Here is an 18514-nt window from a genome sequence, read left to right as displayed (position 1 = left end):
TCCGCTAGACTTCCAGCTATCAGCGACGGCCCTACTCAGCTCGCCGCTTCCAATCGCTCTTCCGTCAGCATGCGCATCGCCGCATCCGCATCCATCGGCTCGCCGAAGGCAAAGCCCTGGGCGTATTCGCAGCCGAGCTGATACATCTCCACCGCATCCGAATCTGTCTCGACGCCTTCAGCGACGACGTCCATGCCGAGATCGTGGGCCATGGCGATGATGGATTTGAGAATCACCGGGCGGGTGCCGCGCGAGGTGGTGCGAACGAAGGACTGGTCGATCTTCAGCGTGTCGAACGGGAAGCGCTGCAGATAGGATAGCGACGAGTGGCCAGTGCCGAAATCGTCGAGCGAAAGGCCCGTACCGAGTTCGCGGATCCGGTGCAGCATCTGCGCTGCATGTTCCGGATTTTCCATCACCAGCGATTCCGTGAGTTCGAGCTTCAGCGTGCCGCGCGCGACGGACGAGCGTGACAGCACCGTGCGGATGTCATGCAGGAGATCGTGGCGCAGCAGCTGCCGTGAGGACACGTTGACGCTGGCGAAGATCGGTTCGCGCGAGCGCATCGCGCGCTGCCAGATCGCGAGCTGGCGTGCAGTCTGATCCATCACGAACATGCCGAGATCGATGATCAGGCCGATCTCCTCGGCGATGGCAATGAATTCCGACGGCGACATCCGGCCGAGCTTCGGATGATCCCAACGGGCCAGCGCTTCGAAGCCGGCGATGGAGCGATCTTCCAGCCGCACGATGGGCTGATACAGGATGGTGATTTCCTGGCGCTCGATGGCGCGGCGCAGTTCGGATTCGAGCGTCAGGCGATCCGTTTTGCGGGCGCGCATTGCCGGTTTGTAGACGTCGATACGGTCGCCACCGATCCGCTTCGAATGATACATCGCGAGCTCGGCGTCCTTGATGAGCTCGTCGGTCAACGGTACCGCGGGATCAGAGAGCGCTAGGCCGATCGAGGCCGTGAGGAAGATCTCGCGATCGTTGAAGGCAATCGGGGCGCGGATGGTCTTGCGGATGGTCTCGGCGAAGGCGGTGATCTTGGCCGCGTCTTGTTCGGACATCAGGATCAGGCCGAACTGATCGCCGGCGAGGCGGGCCAGCGTGTCCTGCGGCTTGAGGATGCGGGTGAGGCGGCGGGCCAGCGTCAGAAGGATCGAGTCGCCGACGGCGATGCCAACGGAATCGTTGACCTGTTTGAAGCGATCGAGATCGATCACCATGATGGTCGGCCGCATGGTCGGCACAGTCTTGGAGAAATTCGCGACGGCGTTGAGGCGGTCAATGAACAGCTTGCGGTTCGGCAGACCGGTGAGATTGTCGTGCACCGAGTCGTGCAGCATGCGTTCTTCGGCATTCTTCATCTCGGTGACGTCGGTGAGGGTGCCGACCACGCGTGACACTTCGCCGTCGGAGCCGACCACCGGACGCGCCTTCAGCGCAAACCACATGAAGTGACCGTCGGGGGTGCGCAGGCGAAAGTCCTGCACGAGGCGGCCGCGACGCTGGTCGAGCACGCTGTCCAGCGCCGCCCGGAAGCGATCCTGATCGAGCGGGTGGAGCACTTCGAGCCAGCTTGCCGCGGGGCCTTCCAGCGTGCCGCGTTTGAGGCCGAGCAGTGCTTCGGTCTCGGGCGAGGTGAACACTTTGTCGGCGGAGACGTCCCAGTCCCAGATCAGGTCGCCGGAGCCGGTCAGCGCCAGCGCGCGGCGCTCGACGTCCGACACGATGCCATTGGTGGCGCCGCCGCCCGCGAAGGCGTGCTGCATAACCGTGAAGCCGATCAGCATCACGATCAGCACGAGCCCGCCGAGCAGCGCCGGGCCGACGATGTCATTGGTGACACTACCGGCAACGGTCATGCCCGCGGCAACAACCCAGACCACAAGCAGGAACCAGGTCGGGATCAGCAACACCGCGCGGTCGAAGCCATGGGTGGAGAGATAGACGATCAGCGCAAAGCCGGCGAAGGCGATGAGCACCAGCGAGATGCGCGCGATACCTGAGGCGACGGCAGGATCGAACAGCGCCAGACCTACGAGAGAGCCAAGGAAAGCCAGCCAGCCTAGCGTGATGTGCGAGTAGCGGACATGCCATCGACTGAGATTGAGATAAGCAAACAGGAACACCAGCAGCGTCGCCGCCAGGATCGCTTCCCCCGAGGCGCGCCAGACGCGCTCGGCGCCTTGGGACATGTCGAGCACCTTGCCCCAGAAGCCGAAGTCGACACCGATATAGACCAGCACAGCCCAGGCCAGCGCCGCGGCGGCCGGGAACATGATGCTGCCCTTCACGACGAACAGGATCGTCAGCACCAGCGCCAAGAGGCCCGAGATGCCGATGACGATGCCTTGGTACAGCGTGAAGGAGTTGACCTTGTCCTTGTAGGCTTCCGGCTCCCACAGATAGAGCTGCGGTAGCTTGTTGGTGCGCAGTTCGGCGACGAAGGTGATGACAGCGCCGGGGTCGAGGGTGACGCGGAAGATATCGGCGGTGGCGCTATCCTGACGTTCCGGGCGATCCCCGGTTGACGGCGTGATCGTCGCAATGCGCGAGAGGCCAAGATCGGGCCACAAGAGGCCGGACGACACGATGCGATAATGTGGCGCGACGATCAGACGATCGAGCTGATCGTCGGTGTTGTTGGCGAGCGCGAACACCACCCAGTTCTGACCGGCTTCGCGGCCACGCACCTCGATGCGGCGAACGATGCCGTCGGTGCCGGGCGCGGTGGAGACCTGGATGCGGTCGGTGTCGCTATGCTGATATTCGAGGATGCCGGTGAGATCGATCGCAGGCGCGTCACCGCGGACGCTAACAGCGTCAACAGCCTGTGCCGGTGCTGTGGCAACAACAGTCATCAGGCCGAGCGCGAGCGGCGCGAGCCACCTGATCAAACGCAATGTCATTCTCCGCGATCAACAAAACATCGACCCTGCGTCACGCAGAAGCAGGGCCATTTCCCGACGCGCGATAAATGACATGAAAGCGAGATAAATCAAAGGGTTTCCGGCTGTTCTCCAGCCCTAAACGACCAACACAATTTTGCCAATATGTGCGCTGGTTTCCATGCGTTTGTGCGCGTCTGCAGCCTTTTCCAGCGGGAAAGTGCTGTCCATCAGGGGCTTAACCTTGCCGGCCTTGAGTAGCGGCAGGACATTGGCCTCGATCGCCCTGACCATGGCGGCCTTGTCGGCATTGGTGCGGGGCCGCAGAGTCGAGCCGGTATAGTGCAGCCGCTTCACCATGATCTTGGCGGCGTTGATAGTGGCTTTCGGGCCATTCAGCACCGCAATCTGCACGATGCGGCCATCGACGGCGGCGGCATCGAAGTTTTTCTCTACATAGTCCGCGCCCACCATGTCGAGGATCAGCTCGACGCCGGTCTTGGAGATTTCCTTGACGCGTTCAACGAAATCTTCGGTCTTGTAGTTGATGGCGTGATCGGCGCCCAGCTTGAGGCAGGCATCGACCTTGTCCTGCGAGCCGACGGTGACGATCACTTTGGAACCCAGCGCCTTGGCGAGCTGGATCGCCATGGTGCCGATGCCGGAAGAGCCGCCATGGATCAGCACGGTCTCGCCGGGCTGCAATCCGCCACGCTCAAACACGTTATGCCAGACGGTCATCAGGGTTTCGGCGGTGGCGCCGGCCTCGGTCATCGAGAAGCCTTCGGGGACCGTCATCGCCTGCGCATCCTGTGCGATGCAATATTGCGCGTAGCCGCCGCCGGCGACCAGCGACATCACCTTGTCACCGAGCTTGTGTTTGGTGGCGCCTTCGCCGAGGGCGACGACTTCACCTGAGATTTCGAGGCCGGGCAGATCGCTGGCGCCGGGCGGCGGCGGATAGGCGCCAGACCGCTGTGCAACATCCGGACGATTGACGCCGGCAGCTGCGACCTTGACCAGGATTTCGCCGGGACCGGGCTTCGGAACGGGGCGCGTCTCGGGAATCAGCACCTCGGGGCCACCCGGTTTGCTGATACCAACGACGGTCATTTGCGTGGGCAGCTTTTCCATGATTTGTCCTTGCGGCGTACGGGATGTCGGTTGGCCATCTGATTAAACAGCCGGATCAATGCTGGCAACATCCGGTGCATATTCGAATTTGAGACGGGGAGGGCCCCAAATGGCGATCGACGACGACGACAAACCGAAGAAGAAGGTCAGCCATGAGGTCGGGCAGGACCTCTCGCTGCTATCGGTCGAGGAACTCGCCGAGCGGATCGCGCTGCTCAATGGCGAGATCGCGCGGCTGCAATCGAGCATGACCTTGAAGCGCGCGACGCGCGATGCGGCGGATCGCTTTTTCAAATCGTGACGGGCTATTGAACGGCGCTCTCCCGGCTCTCTGCCGTCATTGCGAGGTGAAGGAAAGCTGTCCTGCAGCTTTCCTCTTAGCGAAGCAACGCGGCAATCCAGAAGCCATACGCGAAGAAAACTGGATTGCTTCGCTCTGCTCTCAATGACGGACGAGAGGCCTGTGCAATACCGCCGACGCTTCCTCAGTCGCGATCCCGACATTGTCTCATTCCGATACAGTTTGCGAGGCGTCGCATGGCAAACGGATCGTGAAGAAAGCCCGCGTATTTACGCGCAATTAAGCTTTCTCGCATATTACTTAAATTGTCCTTGTTTGGACACCGAGTGGCTCCTGTCCACTCTGTTTGACGCCTCCCTGTTATCAACTTTAAAGCCGCCGGAAACGGCGGCTCTTTTTTGGTACTCATGTCTTCTTTTGGGGCGTCCGCGATCGTTAAATCGCGTTGGAAACCATAAATACTTCTTTAATTTTACGCCGCTGGACTCTCACGCACGCACGCGTAATGATTTGTTCATCATAAGCCCGCCGTTCAGAGCTGGCTGCGAAACCATTTGCGTGAGGCGTTAACTATGTCGGATCGTTTGCACAGCGAACCCGCTCTCGTTCAGTTTAGCGAGCGGCTGACCAATTCTGCTGCCTTCGGCGCCTTGTTTCGCGAGGGGATGGATCTGGTCGAAGAGACCGCGGCCTATCTCGACGGCGTCGGCCGTAGCGAGGCCAAGGCACTGGATCGCTCCGTCAGCCTGACTTACGCCACCGAAAGCATGCGCCTCACCACCCGCCTCATGCAGCTTGCCTCATGGTTGCTGCTGCACCGTGCGGTGAAGGAAGGCGAGATGACGTTGACCCAGGCCAATCGTGAAAAGACCAAGGTCAAGCTCAGCGCCGCCGATCCGAGTCCGGAAGAAATGCTGCTCAAGCTGCCCGAGCAGCTGCAGATCCTGATCACGCGTTCGATGGTGCTGCAGACCAAGGTTCGTCGCCTCGACATCTCGATCCATGCCGCGACCACCACGCATGCGCCGATCGGCAATCCGCTGGTGCCGCAGCTCAATCGCCTGAAGGCTGCGTTCGAACGCTAATCGCGCGTCCCTCACATTCCTGAACGCTGTTCCTCGCTCGCCGCTCATGCGCTAAACATGAGCTAGGCGCAGCGGGGGCATTTGCGATGGCAGACGATATCAGGGCATTGACCGGGGTGCGCGGCGTCGCAGCCGCTGTCATCGTCGTGTATCATTTCGGTGACGTGCAGCTCGCAACCGGCGGCACCGGCTCATTCTTCCGCATTCCCTACGGCTATTTGCTCGTCGACCTGTTCTTCATGCTGTCAGGCTATGTGATGGCGCTGACCTATCGCGACGCGTTCCTGCATCTTACCGGCAAGGCGTTTGCGCATTTCATGCTGAAGCGGGTCGCGCGGCTGTACCCGGCCTATTTCATTATCGGACTGTTCTACGTGGCCAAGATCGCGGCTGGTCTGTCCGGTGAGAAGCTGGAGATGTATTCAGCTTGGGACTGGACCGGCAACCTGCTGATGATGACCGGCTGGGGTCTCTACATTTTCCCGATCATCGGCGTAGCCTGGGCGGCGAGCGCCGAAATGGGCTCCTATCTGCTGCTGCCGATCCTGATGCCCTTCACTCAGCGCGGCAGTAAGTGGATCGCGGGTCTCGCCGTGATCGTGGCGTTGCTCGGCATCTATGCTGTCAGCATCAGCGGCCGCGGTTCGGGCGGGCCGCTCGATGTGGTCAACGGCAATTCGCTCTATCCGCTGCTGCGCGCGGTGGCGGGTTTCACGCTGGGCCTTGCGATCTTCCGCTTTGGTGGCCTCGTCGATCGCCTGTCGGCAACCGTGCAGGATGGTCTGGTCGTCGCGCTTCCGCTCGCCATCATCGCCGTCGGTCTCGCCGATGCGAGCGATCGCTTGATGTATCTGCTGTACATCCCGCTGGTCGCGGTGCTCTCGCGTGATGGCCGGATGGCGCAACTGCTGTTCGGCAACGCGCTGGTCTACCGGCTCGGCATCATCTCGTACTCGATCTATCTGATCCATCCGCTGTTCGTCAGTTTCGCTATCAGGACCTGGCGGCATTTAGGCCAGACTGAGGTTGTCTATATCGCTGCATCGCTGGTCTGTTTCGCCATCATCTGGGCGCTGGCGGAAGTGAGCTATCGCTTCGTCGAAATGCCCGGCCGCAACTGGATCACGCAGCGATTCATCCCGCGGAGAAGCGACGCGCCGGTGAAGGCGTAGGCATCGGGGCTATCAAGTCGGTAGTGCGGCGCGATGCCGCAGACGGCGGCGATCCATTCTTTCAGATATTACTGCCACGCTGCCCGGAAATGTGAGCGATGACGCCGCAGGCATAGCGTCATTTATCGCAAAGCCTTGCCTGAATAGGGTTTCTCGCCAGAGAGCTACACTTCTGATGCCGAGCCAATGCGAGTTTGGAGGAGGCGTCGCGCCAGCTATCTTCGCATTGTTGCGGTGACTCCATGTCGCACGGGAGCAATCGCAACGATGTGGCATTGAAGCGCGGCCACACCGAAATTCCGCGCCGATCCAAGTAGGAATCTGATGTCTTTGTCTCCTCGTCTGTTCGGTCTCATTGGTGTGTTGGCTTGTCCGGCGGTTGCGGTTGCGGCTGATCCGGTGGTGATGCTGCCATCGGTGCCCTTCGTGCCCTCGGCCTCCGGTGGCTGGACCGTGACCGTCGGGATAGGCGGCGAGATGCAGCCATCCTATGAAGGCGCCGGGAGTTCTGAACTTGCGCCAAAGCCGATCATCTCGATTCGCCGTGCCGGCACGCCGGCCCGTTTCAAGAGCATGCGCGACAATGCAAGCTTCGCCCTGATCGACGTGGGCGGCTTTCGCGCCGGTCCCGTCGGCAACTATAAAGCAGCGCGCAAGGCCGCCGATCACAGCGAGCTGCGTGGCCTGAGGGACGTTGATTTCGCGGTCGAACTCGGTGGTTTCGCCGAATACTACGCCTTCGACTGGCTGCGCCTACGCTCCGAACTGCGCCGCGGTCTCGGTGGCCACGAAGGCATCGTCGCGGATTTCTCGGCTGACGTGATTGTGCCGATCAACGAGCGGATGACCTTTGCTGCCGGCCCGCGCTACCGGGTGACGGATGCGAAATATGCGGAGACTTACTTCAGCGTCAACAATATCGAGGCGCTTGCGTCTGGTTTGCCAGTTTACGACGCCAAGGGCGGTTCGAGTTCGGTCGGTGCGGGCGCGCAATTGCGCTACAAGCTCGATCCGCAATGGGAAGTGCGCGGCTATGTCGAATATGACAAGCTGCTCGGCAGCATCGCCGACAGTCCGCTGGTGAAATTCCGTGGGTCGACCAATCAGGTCACCTACGGCGTCGGCGTGGCCTATTCGTTCGACGTCGGCGTGCGCTAGCACGACGTGCGATAGCACGGCGCGCGTGCGTAGCGTGGGCAAACACCGCGCTTGCTGGCTTGCGCTTCTAGCGCTCCCCGATCAGATAGTACGACAACATCGTATCCAGCTCCTGTTCCAGCTCGCCATTGGCGAAGGCATCCGGACGGAATGCGATCGCCGCATCGAGTGCCGAGCCGACCATTCTCGGAATGAAGAAACTTCCGGCTTCGCGATTGAAGCCAGGGCGTAGCTCGTCGGCATGGCTGTCAAACATGCCACGCAAGAGGCCTTGCCGCTGCGGAAAGCGGTCGAATGGCCACTGAACAGGGGGACGGCCGGAGGCGGTCTCCATCAAGACCTTCAGCAGCGGCAGCACGCGGGCATGCTGGCTGATCGCGGTGTTCAGACCGGAGCGGACGAATCCACGCAGATCCAGCCCTTCGAATCCTGAAATGGTCTGCCAGATATTTTCTGACATTTGGGCTTCCGTCCGGCCATGGAGGGCCCCGAACAGCGCGTCCCGGTTTGGAAAATACTGATAGAGCGATCCGATGCTGACGCCGGCGCGTTCGGCGATTCTGTTGGTGGTGGCGCGTTCGTAGCCTTCGTCCACCAGCACGAGGGCAGCGGCGTCCAGGAGGATGCCCACGGTCGCAACGGAGCGCGCCTGACGCGGCTTCTTGCGGTGGTGCCCGGTATTTGTCGGCATGGTCTCGTTGCGCCCCCGCGCAAGATGATGTGGCGCACCTTATAGGGAGGGCAACGGAGGCGGTTTTAAGGTACCGCCATGGCCAATGTCGGCCAGCAACGAAAAACGCCCCTGCTGGCTGCAGAGGCGTTTTGAAAGGCAATCGGATAAGCCTGAAAGGCCGATCTTCCTTGTGAAGATCAATCTTCCTTCTTGAGGAAGCCCGAGAACTTCTTCTGGAAGCGCGACACGCGGCCACCGCGGTCGAGAAGCTGGGTGGTGCCACCGGTCCAGGCTGGGTGCGACCTCGGATCGATGTCGAGGTTCAGCTTGTCGCCTTCCTTGCCCCAGGTGGAACGGGTCTGATACTCCGTACCATCGGTCATAACGACCGTAATGTTATGATAATCCGGGTGAATTTCGGCTTTCATGACGGTTCCTTCGGCGCGCCGGCGCCTGAATCTCTGTGATTTCGATGGCGGATTTGGCCGCTCTATATCGCAGGAACGTGCGGGAGACAAGGACTCCCGTCGTGGATCATTGCCTCTGCAATTGACCTAGGTCATTTGCCTCGGGGCCCGCTCCGGCCTATCTCAGGGCAACGACAAGAACGGTTATAAATCATGAGTGCAGTCGAACGGCTTGAGATCCCCCGCGCGGCCAAGCCGACGCTTCCGCAGCCCGATCCGGTGCTTCCGGAGCCGTCGCTGGCGGATACCGTTGTGGAGCCCCAGATACCACCCAGCCGAGCCAAATTGCGGCCGCTCCTGGCGTTGGCGCCCTATGTGGCGCGGTATCGCGGCCGGGCGCTGCTGGCGCTGGTGTCGTTGACCGTTGCGGCTGTGACCACGCTCGTCGTGCCTGTGGCGGCACGGCGGATGATTGACTTCGGCTTCAGCCCCGAAGGCATCGCGATGATCAACAACTATTTCAGCGTCATGATCGCTGTGGTGGTCGTGCTCGCGCTGGCCAGCGCGGCCCGTTACTACCTCGTCATGACCATCGGCGAGCGCATCGTCGCCGATCTGCGCCGCGACGTGTTCCAGCATCTCACCGCGCTGTCGCCGTCTTTCTTCGATACGTCGCGCTCCGGCGAACTGGTGTCGCGGCTCACGGCCGATACTACGCAGATCAAGTCTGCGGTCGGCGCGTCCGTATCCATCGCGTTGCGCAACCTTGTGCTGTTTCTCGGCGCGGCAGCCATGATGGTCGTTTCCAGCCCGAAACTCTCCGGCTTCGTGCTCGCGGCGATCCCGCTGATCGTGATCCCGCTGGTGGCCTTCGGGCGCTGGGTGCGGCGTCTGTCGCGCAACGCACAGGATACGCTGGCGGAAGCCTCGGCCTATGCCGGCGAACTCGTCGGTTCGATCCGTACCGTGCAGGCCTATACCAACGAGCAGCTGGCGAACGCGCGCTTCGGTAAGGAGGTCGAGCAGGCCTATGACGCTGCGCGCGGCTCCACGCGCGCGCGCGCCGTGCTGACCGCGGTTATCATCTTCATCGTGTTCTCCAGTGTCGTGGGCATTCTCTGGGTCGGCTCGCATGACGTGTTGACGGGCGCACTGACACCGGGCCGGCTCGGCCAGTTCGTGCTCTATGCGGCCTTCGCGGCCTCCAGCCTCGGCCAGCTCAGCGAAGTCTGGGGCGAGATTTCGGCGGCGTCGGGCGCGGCGGAACGACTGTTCGAAATCCTCAATGTCAAATCCGCCGTGGTGGCCCCGGCATCGCCGCGGCCATTGCCGCAGCCCGCACGCGGTGACGTCGTGTTCGACAATGTCTCCTTTGCCTATCCGACCCGGCCGGACATCCTGTCGGCCGCTGGCGTATCGCTATCGGTGAAGGCTGGCGAAAAGGTCGCCATCGTCGGCCCGTCCGGCGCCGGCAAGAGCACGCTGTTTCATTTGCTGCTGCGCTTTTACGATCCCAAGGGCGGCGTCATTTCGGTCGATGGCGTGCCGATCCGCGACGCCGATCCCCGCGAGCTGCGCAAGCGCATCGCATTGGTGCCGCAAGACTCCGTCGTGTTCGCTACAACCGCCCGCGAGAACATCCGCTTCGGTCGTCCCGATGCGACGGACGCTGAAGTCGAGCATGCGGCATCGCTGGCGCATGCCACCGAATTCATCCGCCGCCTGCCTGATGGATTCGAGGCGCAGTTGGGCGAACGCGGCGTCACGCTCTCGGGCGGCCAGCGTCAGCGCATCGCCATCGCGCGCGCCATCCTGCGCGACGCACCGTTGCTGCTGCTCGATGAAGCAACGTCTGCACTCGATGCCGAATCCGAGACGCTGGTGCAGACCGCACTGGAAGAGCTGATGAAGCACCGCACCACGCTGGTGATCGCCCATCGGCTCGCCACCGTGCTGTCTTGCGATCGCATCCTCGTCATGGATCATGGCCGCATCGTCGAGCAGGGCACGCACGCCTCACTGGTCGCGGCGAACGGGCTTTATGCACGATTGGCGCGGCTGCAGTTCGGGGTGTGAGTGTCGACGATGGGAGGCTTGCTACGGCTTCCATTCCATCAGGTCGACGGCACGGCCTGACGTGTTCACCTCGTCGCCGATTTTGACAAAGCCGTTACGCATATAGAATTTGATTGCGCGGATATTGTCGGCATTGACCTTCAGCGTCACGCCGGTGGGCGATAGTCGTTTGGTTTCATCGACCAGCGCGCGGCTGACATCTGATCCCCATTGAGCGGGGCTGACCACCAACTGATCGAGATAACCCGTGCCGTCGATGGTGACGAAGCCGACCATCGCGCCGTTTTGCTCGGCGACCACGATCTGCGCTACGGGTACCAGTTCGGTGCGCCATCGCTCGCGCCACCAGTCGACGCGGGCGTCGAAATTGATCGAGGGATAGGCCTGTCGCCATGTCTCCAGCCACAGGGCGATAGATGAGTCTTCATCGCTTTCGCGATAGGACCGCAGTTGGAATGCCTCAGGCATGCCGTCAGCGCTCGGTGAGCTTGAGTTCGATGCGACGGTTGCGCTTGTAGGCTTCCTCGGTCTGCGCCGTATCCAGCGGCTGGTTTTCGGCGAAGCCGGCGGCGACGAGGCGCTGTGCGGGCACGCCGAGCGAGATCAGATACTGCACCACCGAGATTGCACGCGCCGATGACAGTTCCCAGTTCGATTTGAACAGCGGGCTGTTGAGGATCGGCCGCGAGTCGGTATGGCCGTCGACGCGCATCACCCAGGCGATTTCGGCCGGGATTTGCTTGTCGAGTTCGATCAGGGCACTGGCGACCTTGTCCAGTTCGGCGCGGCCTTCGGGAAGCAAAGCCGCTTGGCCGACATCGAAGAATACTTCTGACTGGAACACGAAGCGATCGCCAACAACGCGAATGTCAGGGCGGTTGCCGAGAATGGCGCGCAGGCGTCCGAAGAATTCGGAGCGATAGCGCGACAGCTCCTGAACGCGCTGCGCGAGCGCGACGTTGAGGCGCTGGCCGAGATCGACGATGCGTCCCTGCGATTCCTTGTCTCGTTTCTCGGACGCTTCTAGTGCTTCTTCGAGTGCCGCGAGCTGGCGGCGCAGCGCGGAGATCTGCTGGTTCAGCACCTCGACCTGCGCCAGCGCGCGGGCCGAAAGCTGCTTCTCGGAATCTAGCGCCTTGTTGAGCTCGGTGTTGCGGCCTGCGGCATCGGAGCCCGCACCGGCGAGGCCGTCATACAGGCCCTTGATCCGGTCGCGCTCCGATTCCGCGGCGGACAGCCCGGCACGCATCTGAGATAGCTGTTCGTCGAGATTGAGCTTGCCGAGTTTTTCCAGGGATAGCAGGTCGTTCAGCTGAGCCAGTTTGGCGGTGAGCTGCTCCAGCGCCTTGTCCTTGCCGGTGACTTCCTGCGACAGATAGAATTGCACGACGAGGAAGATCGACAGCAGGAAGACGATCGCGAGTACCAGCGTCGACAGCGCGTCGACGAAGCCCGGCCAGTAGTTGAATTCGGAAGAGCCGCGGCGATTGCGTGCCAATGCCATATAGTCTTCTTTCAAAGGAACGCGTTTTCTTCACGCGAACCGGAAACCACTTCGCTCGAAAACGCTATGTTAATTCTTCTCAGGTTGGCGAGCGATGTGTTCCAGCAGCTTCTTGATCTCGCGGCTCTGTTCGCCCTGACCATCGGCCCATTCGCGGATCATCTCCTGCTCGCTGCGCATATGCGCGACGAGACTCTGGATCGCATCGGCGAGATTGGCCATCGCGGTCGTGGTGCCACGGTTGTTGTTGCCGTCCTCGATGGAGCGACGCAGGCGCTCGATGGCATCCTGCAACTCGGCCGGGGTGCCAGATGAGGTAACGGGGGCTGTCTCGCCGGAATATTCCTTCACGGTGGAGGCGAGCCAGTCTTCCAGATCCGTATAAAACCGGTTCTGGGCCTGGCTGGATTGCAGGTCGAGGAAGCCGAGGATCAGCGAGCCGGCGAGGCCGAACAGCGATGACGAGAACGAGATGCCCATGCCGGCGAGTGGCGCGGCGAGGCCTTCCTTCAGCGTGTCGAACAGCGAGCCGGCATCGCCGCCGACCTTGAGGCCTTCGATCACCTTGCCGACGGAGCCAACGGTCTCGATCAGGCCCCAGAAGGTGCCGAGCAGCCCGAGAAATACGAGGAGGCCGGTCATATAGCGCGAGATGTCGCGGGATTCGTCAAGGCGCGTCGCGATCGAATCGAGCAGATGCCGCATGGTCTGCTGCGAGATGGTCATACGGCCGGTACGTTCGCCGCCGAGGATCGCAGCCATCGGCGCCAGCAGGGTCGGGCGTCGGTCCAGCGCGAGGCCAGGATCGGAAATCCGAAAGCTGTTGACCCACGAGACTTCCGGATAGAGCCGGATGACCTGCCGGAACGACAGGATAATGCCGATCGCCAATACCGCGCCGATCAGCGCGTTGAGCCCGGGATTGGCAAAGAAAGCGAGAACGATCTGCTTGTAGAGCACGGTCATGATCAGACCGCAGAGCACCAGAAACACCAGCATTCGGACCAGGAAGATCCGGGGCGATGAGAGCTTGGTCAGTTCGATTTCCATCGCGGAGCGGGAGGAGGAGCCAGGCGCCATGTGCTGATCATCTGCATGCGAGGAAAGGTTCGACGCGCAATATGGCACAGCCCCGCGACAAAAAAAGATCGGATACCGCCGGAATCAGCGATGTCACCGGGAACTTCCAGTTGAAATCCGGCTCGATCTGCCGCGTATTTAGAAAAGACCTTTTTGTTGAGCCGTTTGTGGAGAAGGAGTGGCGCTGGAGCGGCACGCGCTACGCGCGCACGGCGAATGATTGGCTCGACAATTTCGATTGCCATCGCGACGAGATCGAACGCATCCTGCGTCTGGTCCATGGACGCAACTCCTCATATGGATGCGGTGCTGGCGCCGGTTCTTTCTGCGACCGCAGGCTTGTTTGTCTATGCGGATGGAAGCGAATAGTGGCGTGAGCCACTATCGAATGGCTGCTGTTAACTAAACGTGTGCCGGTTCCATCCGATTCACGTTCGCGTGAGCCTCGAAAGCCTTTGTGAGTTCAATACGATAGGCCGTGTGGCAATGCGCCGCCTCGATATGTATTGCGCCGCAGCACCGCGGTTTTTATTCTAGGCTATCAAAGAAGTTCGATAAATCCGGCTACGCGCATGAAGACCACAGAGGTCCGGCGTATCCGTTGATGCATGTTCGAATTCGCAACTTGGGATATCAAAGTAAATGACGATGTTGAACGCACGCTCTGCAGGCTTCGCGCTTCTGCTGGCGGGACTCGCGCCCGTGCTCGCAGGATGCAACGAACCCAAGGACGCGGTGGCGTCAGCGCCGCCGCAGGTGAGCGAGCCTGAAGTCAGCATCATTTCCGTCACGCAACAGCGACGTGCGCTGGTTCGCGAATTGCCCGGACGTATTGCGCCGACGCGTGTTGCCGATGTGCGTTCGCGTGTGTCGGGTATTATCATCGAGCGCGCGTTTCATCAGGGCACCGAGGTGAAGGCGGGTGACACGTTGTATCGCATCGATCCGAAGCCGTTCGAGGTGGAATTGCAGTCCGCAAAGGCGTCGCTTCACAAGGCGGAAGCTGCCTATGACCTAGCGTCGATGCAGGCCAAGCGCGTGTCGGGTCTTGCACTGCAGAAAGCAGTCTCCGAAGCGGAAGCCGAGAAAGCAGTCGGTGCGCAGCGTCAGGCTGAAGCCGAGATTGCATCCAAGAAAGCCGACGTCGCGCGTGCGCGCCTCAATCTGGACTATGCAACCATCCGCGCGCCGATCGACGGCATTGTCGGAGCCGCTCTGGTGACTGAAGGTGCGCTGCTTGCGCAGAACGACAATACGAATCTCGCCACCATTCAGCAGCTCGATCCGATCTATGCTGATTTCACGCAGTCGGTGTCCGAATTGAATAACTTGCGCCGCTCTTTCGAGACCGGCGATCTCGAGCGGATCGCGCCTGGCGCGGCCAAGGTGAGACTGATGCTTGACGACGGCACGCTCTATTCGCTGCCGGGCAAGCTGCTGTTCTCCGAAGCCAAGGTCGACACCTTCACGGGTCAGGTAACGCTGCGCGGCGAGTTTCCGAACCCGAAGCGTGAGCTGTTACCGGGCATGTATGTCCGCGTGCAGATCGAGCAGGGCATCGACACCGACGCCATTGCCGTTCCGCAGCAGGCAGTGCAGCGCAATGGCGGCGGCGGCGCCGAAGTATTCGTCGTCAAGGATGACGGTCATGTTGCGGTCCAGATGGTACGAACGGGTGCCGTGCAGGACGGTCAGTGGTTCGTGACTGAAGGCCTGAAGGGCGGCGAGCGCGTCGTGGTCGAGGGCTTCCAGAAATTTGCTGCAGGCGACAAGGTCAAGGCGACCGCCTGGACTGATGCGAATGCCACTGCGGGTCTGCCGCCCGAGGGGCAGAAAACCACTCAAGCTCGTCCCTGAGTAATTCAAAATGGCTAGTTTTTTCATCGACAGGCCGATTTTTGCCTGGGTCGTCGCGCTTTTCATTTGTCTTTTCGGCGCCATCGCGATTCCGCAGCTGCCGATTGCGCAGTATCCGATCATCGCGCCGCCATCGATTTCGATCTCGACCAGCTATCCTGGTGCGTCGCCGGAGAATCTCTACAACAGCGTGACGCGGCTGATTGAAGAGGAGCTCAACGGCGCTGCGGGCATCCTGAACTTCGAATCGACGAGCGACTCGCTGGGTGCCGTCGAAATCATCGCGAACTTCCAGCCGGGCACCGATACCAGCCAGGCGTCAGTCGAAGTGCAGAACCGCCTGAAGCGCGTGGAAGCGCGTCTGCCGCGTGCCGTGATCCAGCAGGGCATCCTGGTCGAGGAAGCCTCTGCCGCGGTGCTGAACATCATCACGCTGCGCTCCACCGATAACAGCCTCGATGAAGTCGGCCTCGGCGACTTCATGATCCGCAACATCCTTGGTGAAATTCGTCGTATTCCCGGCGTCGGCCGTGCCTCGCTTTATTCCACCGAGCGCTCGCTGCGCGTCTGGGTCGATCCCGCCAAGCTGGTTGGCTACAATCTGACCTCCGACGACGTCAATAAGGCCATCACCGCACAGAACGCCCAGGTTGCCTCCGGCAGCGTCGGTGCCGAGCCCTCGACGGCGACCACCAAGACGTCGTCACTGGTGCTCGTCAAAGGCCAGCTCTCCACGCCGGAAGAATTCGGCGCCATCGTGCTACGCGCCAATTCCGATGGCTCGACCGTGCGGCTGCGCGACGTCGCCCGGATCGAGATCGGCGGCCTCAGCTACCAGTTCACCACGCGCCTGAACGGCCAGCCGACGGCCGGCCTGTCGGTGCTGATGTCCCCGAAGGGCAACGCGCTGGCGACGGCCTCCGCCATCGAAGCCAAGATGAAGGAGCTGTCGAACTTCTTCCCTGCAAACATCGCCTATGACATTCCGTACAATGTCACGCCGGTGGTCAAAGCATCGATCATGAAGGTGGTGATGACGCTGATCGAGGCGGTTGTCCTCGTCTTCATCGTGATGTTCATCTTCCTGCAGAATTTCCGCTACACGCTGATCCCGACAATCGTCGTGCCCATCGCGCTGCTCGGCACCTGCACGATGCTGTTGTTGGCCGGCTACTCTATCAACATGCTGACCATGTTCGGCATGGTGCTGGCTGTCGGCATTCTCGTCGACGATGCCATCGTCGTGGTCGAGAACGTCGAGCGCATCATGAGCGAGGAGGGGCTTCCGCCGAAGGAAGCCACCAAGAAGGCGATGGGTCAGATCTCCGGCGCCATCATCGGTGTCACACTGGTGATGATCGGCGTGTTCGTGCCGATGGCGTTCTTCCCCGGCTCGGTGGGCATCATCTATCGCCAGTTCTCGGTCACCATGGTCGCCTCGATCGCGTTCTCCGCGCTGCTGGCGCTGTCGCTGACGCCGGCGCTTTGCGCAACCTTCCTGAAGCCGATCAAGGAAGGACACGGCCATGCGAAGAAGGGCGTGTTCGGCTGGTTCAATCGCAAGCTCGATGCCACCCGCGATGGCTATTCAAGGACAGTGGGCTGGTCGATCCAGCGCACCGGACGCTTGCTGATTGTCTATGTCGCGTTGCTGGTGGGACTGACCTGGGGCTTCATGCGGATGCCCGGCGGCTTTCTGCCGATCGACGATCAGGGCTTCATCACCACTGACGTGCAGACGCCATCAGACTCCTCGTTCGCCCGCACTGAAAGTGCCATCGAAAAGGTCGAGGCATATCTGAAGAAGCGTTCCGGCATCGAGAGCGTCGTGTTTCTCACCGGCTTCAGCTTCCTCGGCCAGGGCATGAACACCGCGCAGGCCTTCATTACCCTGAAGGACTGGGCTGAACGCCCGCCCGGCGATTCCGCCGCGGCGCTTGTCAACGATATCAATCGGGAATTGTCGTCGATCCGCGACGCCAAGATCTCCGCTTTGCAGCCGCCGCCGATCGATAACCTCGGCAACTCTTCAGGCTTCAGCTTCCGCCTCCAGGACCGCGGCCAGAAGGGGTTCGTCGCGCTTAATGCTGCATCCGACAAGCTGATTGCTGACGCCAATGCCAGCCCGGTGTTGCAGAAGGTGTTCGTCGAAGGCCTGCCGCCGGCGCCATTGGTCAATCTGATGATCGACCGCGAAAAGGCAGGCGCCTTCGGCGTCACCTTCGAGGACATCAACAGTACAATCTCCACTAATCTCGGTTCGAACTACATCAACGACTTCCCGAATCGGGGCCGTATGCAACGCGTCGTGGTGCAGTCCGAGGCCGCCAACCGGATGAACGCCGCCGACATTCTGAATTACAATGTCAAGAACAGCCGCGGGCAGCTGGTGCCGTTCTCGTCCTTCGCCACTGTGGAATGGGCGAAGGGACCGACCCAGATCGCGGGCTTCAACTTCTATCCGGCAGTGCGAATTTCCGGCGAAGCACGGCCCGGCTTCACGTCCGGCGACGCCATCAAGGAGATGGAGCGTCTGGCTGGCCTGTTGCCGCGCGGTTTCGGCTTCGAGTGGACCGGTCAGTCGCTGCAGGAGAAGCTGTCCGGCTCGCAGGCGCCGTTCCTGCTCGCGCTGTCGGCGCTGGTGGTGTTCCTGGTGCTGGCAGCGCTTTATGAGAGCTGGACGATCCCGGTGGCCGTGCTGATGACGGTGCCGCTCGGCATCGTTGGCGCCGTGCTGGCGGCGAATTTGCGTGGCCTGCCGAACGACGTGTACTTTACGGTCGGTCTGATTACGATCATCGGTCTCGCGGCCAAGAATGCGATTCTGATTATCGAATTCGCCAAGGACCTGCGCGCGCAGGGCAAGTCACTGGTGGATGCCACGATGGAAGCCTGTTTCCTGCGCTTCCGCCCGATCGTGATGACCGGCCTCGCCTTCATCTGCGGCGTGTTGCCAATGGTCGTTGCATCGGGCGCCGGCGGTGCCAGCCAGCAGGCGCTTGGTACGTCGGTGACCGGCGGCATGATCGCGGTGGTGATCCTGGCGCTGCTGATGGTGCCGGTGTTCTTCGTGTCGGTGCAGCGGCTGTTCTCGCCGGACAAGGCGCCGAAGACGGAAGACGCAAAGCAGGACGCGCCGACCGCATCACCGTCCGTGTCGCATAGCTAAG

At 61.4% G+C, this 18514-nt stretch carries 15 protein-coding genes; 8 read left to right on the top strand and 7 right to left on the bottom strand.

Going from position 1 to position 18514, the window contains the following annotated elements:
• Positions 1 to 35: 35 nt before the first annotated feature.
• Both CHC01_RS17065 and CHC01_RS17060 read right to left on the bottom strand, forming a co-directional pair.
• The gene (locus CHC01_RS17065) at positions 36 to 2912 is read right to left on the bottom strand and encodes an EAL domain-containing protein (protein WP_176454615.1); all 2877 of its coding nucleotides are present in this window, start codon (positions 2910 to 2912) and stop codon (positions 36 to 38) included.
• 123 nt (positions 2913 to 3035) lie between these two features.
• Positions 3036 to 4031: an NAD(P)H-quinone oxidoreductase gene (locus tag CHC01_RS17060; protein WP_089265409.1), complete on the bottom strand. Its 996-nt coding sequence runs from the start codon at positions 4029 to 4031 to the stop codon at positions 3036 to 3038.
• A gap of 109 nt (positions 4032 to 4140) precedes the next feature.
• Here CHC01_RS17060 and CHC01_RS17055 point away from each other — a divergent pair, with 109 nt between their 5' ends.
• From CHC01_RS17055 to CHC01_RS17040, 4 genes are all read left to right on the top strand, one after another.
• The gene (locus tag CHC01_RS17055; protein ID WP_089265408.1) at positions 4141 to 4332 is read left to right on the top strand and encodes a DUF1192 domain-containing protein; all 192 of its coding nucleotides are present in this window, start codon (positions 4141 to 4143) and stop codon (positions 4330 to 4332) included.
• Positions 4333 to 4904: 572 nt separating this feature from the next.
• Entirely contained in the window at positions 4905 to 5417 is a 513-nt protein-coding gene (rcdA, locus tag CHC01_RS17050) for a protease adaptor protein RcdA (protein ID WP_089265407.1), read from the top strand.
• 86 nt (positions 5418 to 5503) lie between these two features.
• Positions 5504 to 6589, top strand: coding sequence for an acyltransferase family protein (locus CHC01_RS17045; RefSeq protein ID WP_089265406.1), 1086 nt, complete (start codon positions 5504 to 5506; stop codon positions 6587 to 6589).
• 324 nt (positions 6590 to 6913) lie between these two features.
• Positions 6914 to 7747 (top strand): MipA/OmpV family protein, encoded by an 834-nt coding sequence (locus tag CHC01_RS17040; protein WP_089265405.1) that lies wholly within the window; start codon positions 6914 to 6916, stop codon positions 7745 to 7747.
• Positions 7748 to 7814: 67 nt separating this feature from the next.
• Here the strand turns inward: CHC01_RS17040 and CHC01_RS17035 are convergent, their stop codons facing one another.
• Together CHC01_RS17035 and rpmE are read right to left on the bottom strand one after the other, a co-directional pair.
• Positions 7815 to 8438, bottom strand: coding sequence for a TetR/AcrR family transcriptional regulator (locus CHC01_RS17035; protein ID WP_089265404.1), 624 nt, complete (start codon positions 8436 to 8438; stop codon positions 7815 to 7817).
• A gap of 179 nt (positions 8439 to 8617) precedes the next feature.
• Positions 8618 to 8848 carry a 50S ribosomal protein L31 gene (gene rpmE, locus CHC01_RS17030; protein WP_089265403.1) on the bottom strand — a complete coding sequence of 77 codons (231 nt, stop codon included), beginning with the start codon at positions 8846 to 8848 and terminating at the stop codon, positions 8618 to 8620.
• A 192-nt stretch (positions 8849 to 9040) separates the two neighbouring features.
• Here rpmE and CHC01_RS17025 point away from each other — a divergent pair, with 192 nt between their 5' ends.
• A complete protein-coding gene (locus CHC01_RS17025) occupies positions 9041 to 10903 on the top strand; it encodes an ABC transporter ATP-binding protein/permease (protein WP_089265402.1) in 1863 nt (620 codons plus the stop codon).
• A gap of 21 nt (positions 10904 to 10924) precedes the next feature.
• Here the strand turns inward: CHC01_RS17025 and CHC01_RS17020 are convergent, their stop codons facing one another.
• From CHC01_RS17020 to CHC01_RS17010, 3 genes are all read right to left on the bottom strand, one after another.
• Complete coding sequence (locus tag CHC01_RS17020; protein ID WP_089265401.1) at positions 10925 to 11371, bottom strand: GNAT family N-acetyltransferase; 447 nt, start codon at positions 11369 to 11371, stop codon at positions 10925 to 10927.
• A 4-nt stretch (positions 11372 to 11375) separates the two neighbouring features.
• Complete coding sequence (locus tag CHC01_RS17015) at positions 11376 to 12407, bottom strand: peptidoglycan -binding protein (protein ID WP_089265400.1); 1032 nt, start codon at positions 12405 to 12407, stop codon at positions 11376 to 11378.
• Positions 12408 to 12476: 69 nt separating this feature from the next.
• Positions 12477 to 13487: a flagellar motor protein MotA gene (locus CHC01_RS17010; RefSeq protein WP_089265399.1), complete on the bottom strand. Its 1011-nt coding sequence runs from the start codon at positions 13485 to 13487 to the stop codon at positions 12477 to 12479.
• Positions 13488 to 13528: 41 nt separating this feature from the next.
• Between CHC01_RS17010 and CHC01_RS33505 the strand changes: the two genes are divergently transcribed.
• The 3 genes from CHC01_RS33505 (at position 13529) to CHC01_RS17000 (ending at position 18513) form a co-directional block, all read left to right on the top strand.
• Positions 13529 to 13864, top strand: a complete 336-nt coding sequence (locus CHC01_RS33505) for a class I SAM-dependent methyltransferase (protein WP_176454614.1) — start codon at positions 13529 to 13531, stop codon at positions 13862 to 13864.
• A 265-nt stretch (positions 13865 to 14129) separates the two neighbouring features.
• Complete coding sequence (locus CHC01_RS17005; protein ID WP_089265398.1) at positions 14130 to 15344, top strand: efflux RND transporter periplasmic adaptor subunit; 1215 nt, start codon at positions 14130 to 14132, stop codon at positions 15342 to 15344.
• A gap of 10 nt (positions 15345 to 15354) precedes the next feature.
• A complete protein-coding gene (locus CHC01_RS17000) occupies positions 15355 to 18513 on the top strand; it encodes a multidrug efflux RND transporter permease subunit (RefSeq protein ID WP_089265397.1) in 3159 nt (1052 codons plus the stop codon).
• Position 18514 lies beyond the last annotated feature (1 nt).

Origin of the sequence: Tardiphaga sp. OK246 (assembly GCF_900188215.1) — a bacterium.
In the GTDB taxonomy this organism is placed as follows: Bacteria; Pseudomonadota; Alphaproteobacteria; order Rhizobiales; family Xanthobacteraceae; genus Tardiphaga; species Tardiphaga robiniae.
This window is presented reverse-complemented; position numbering and strand designations above follow the sequence as displayed.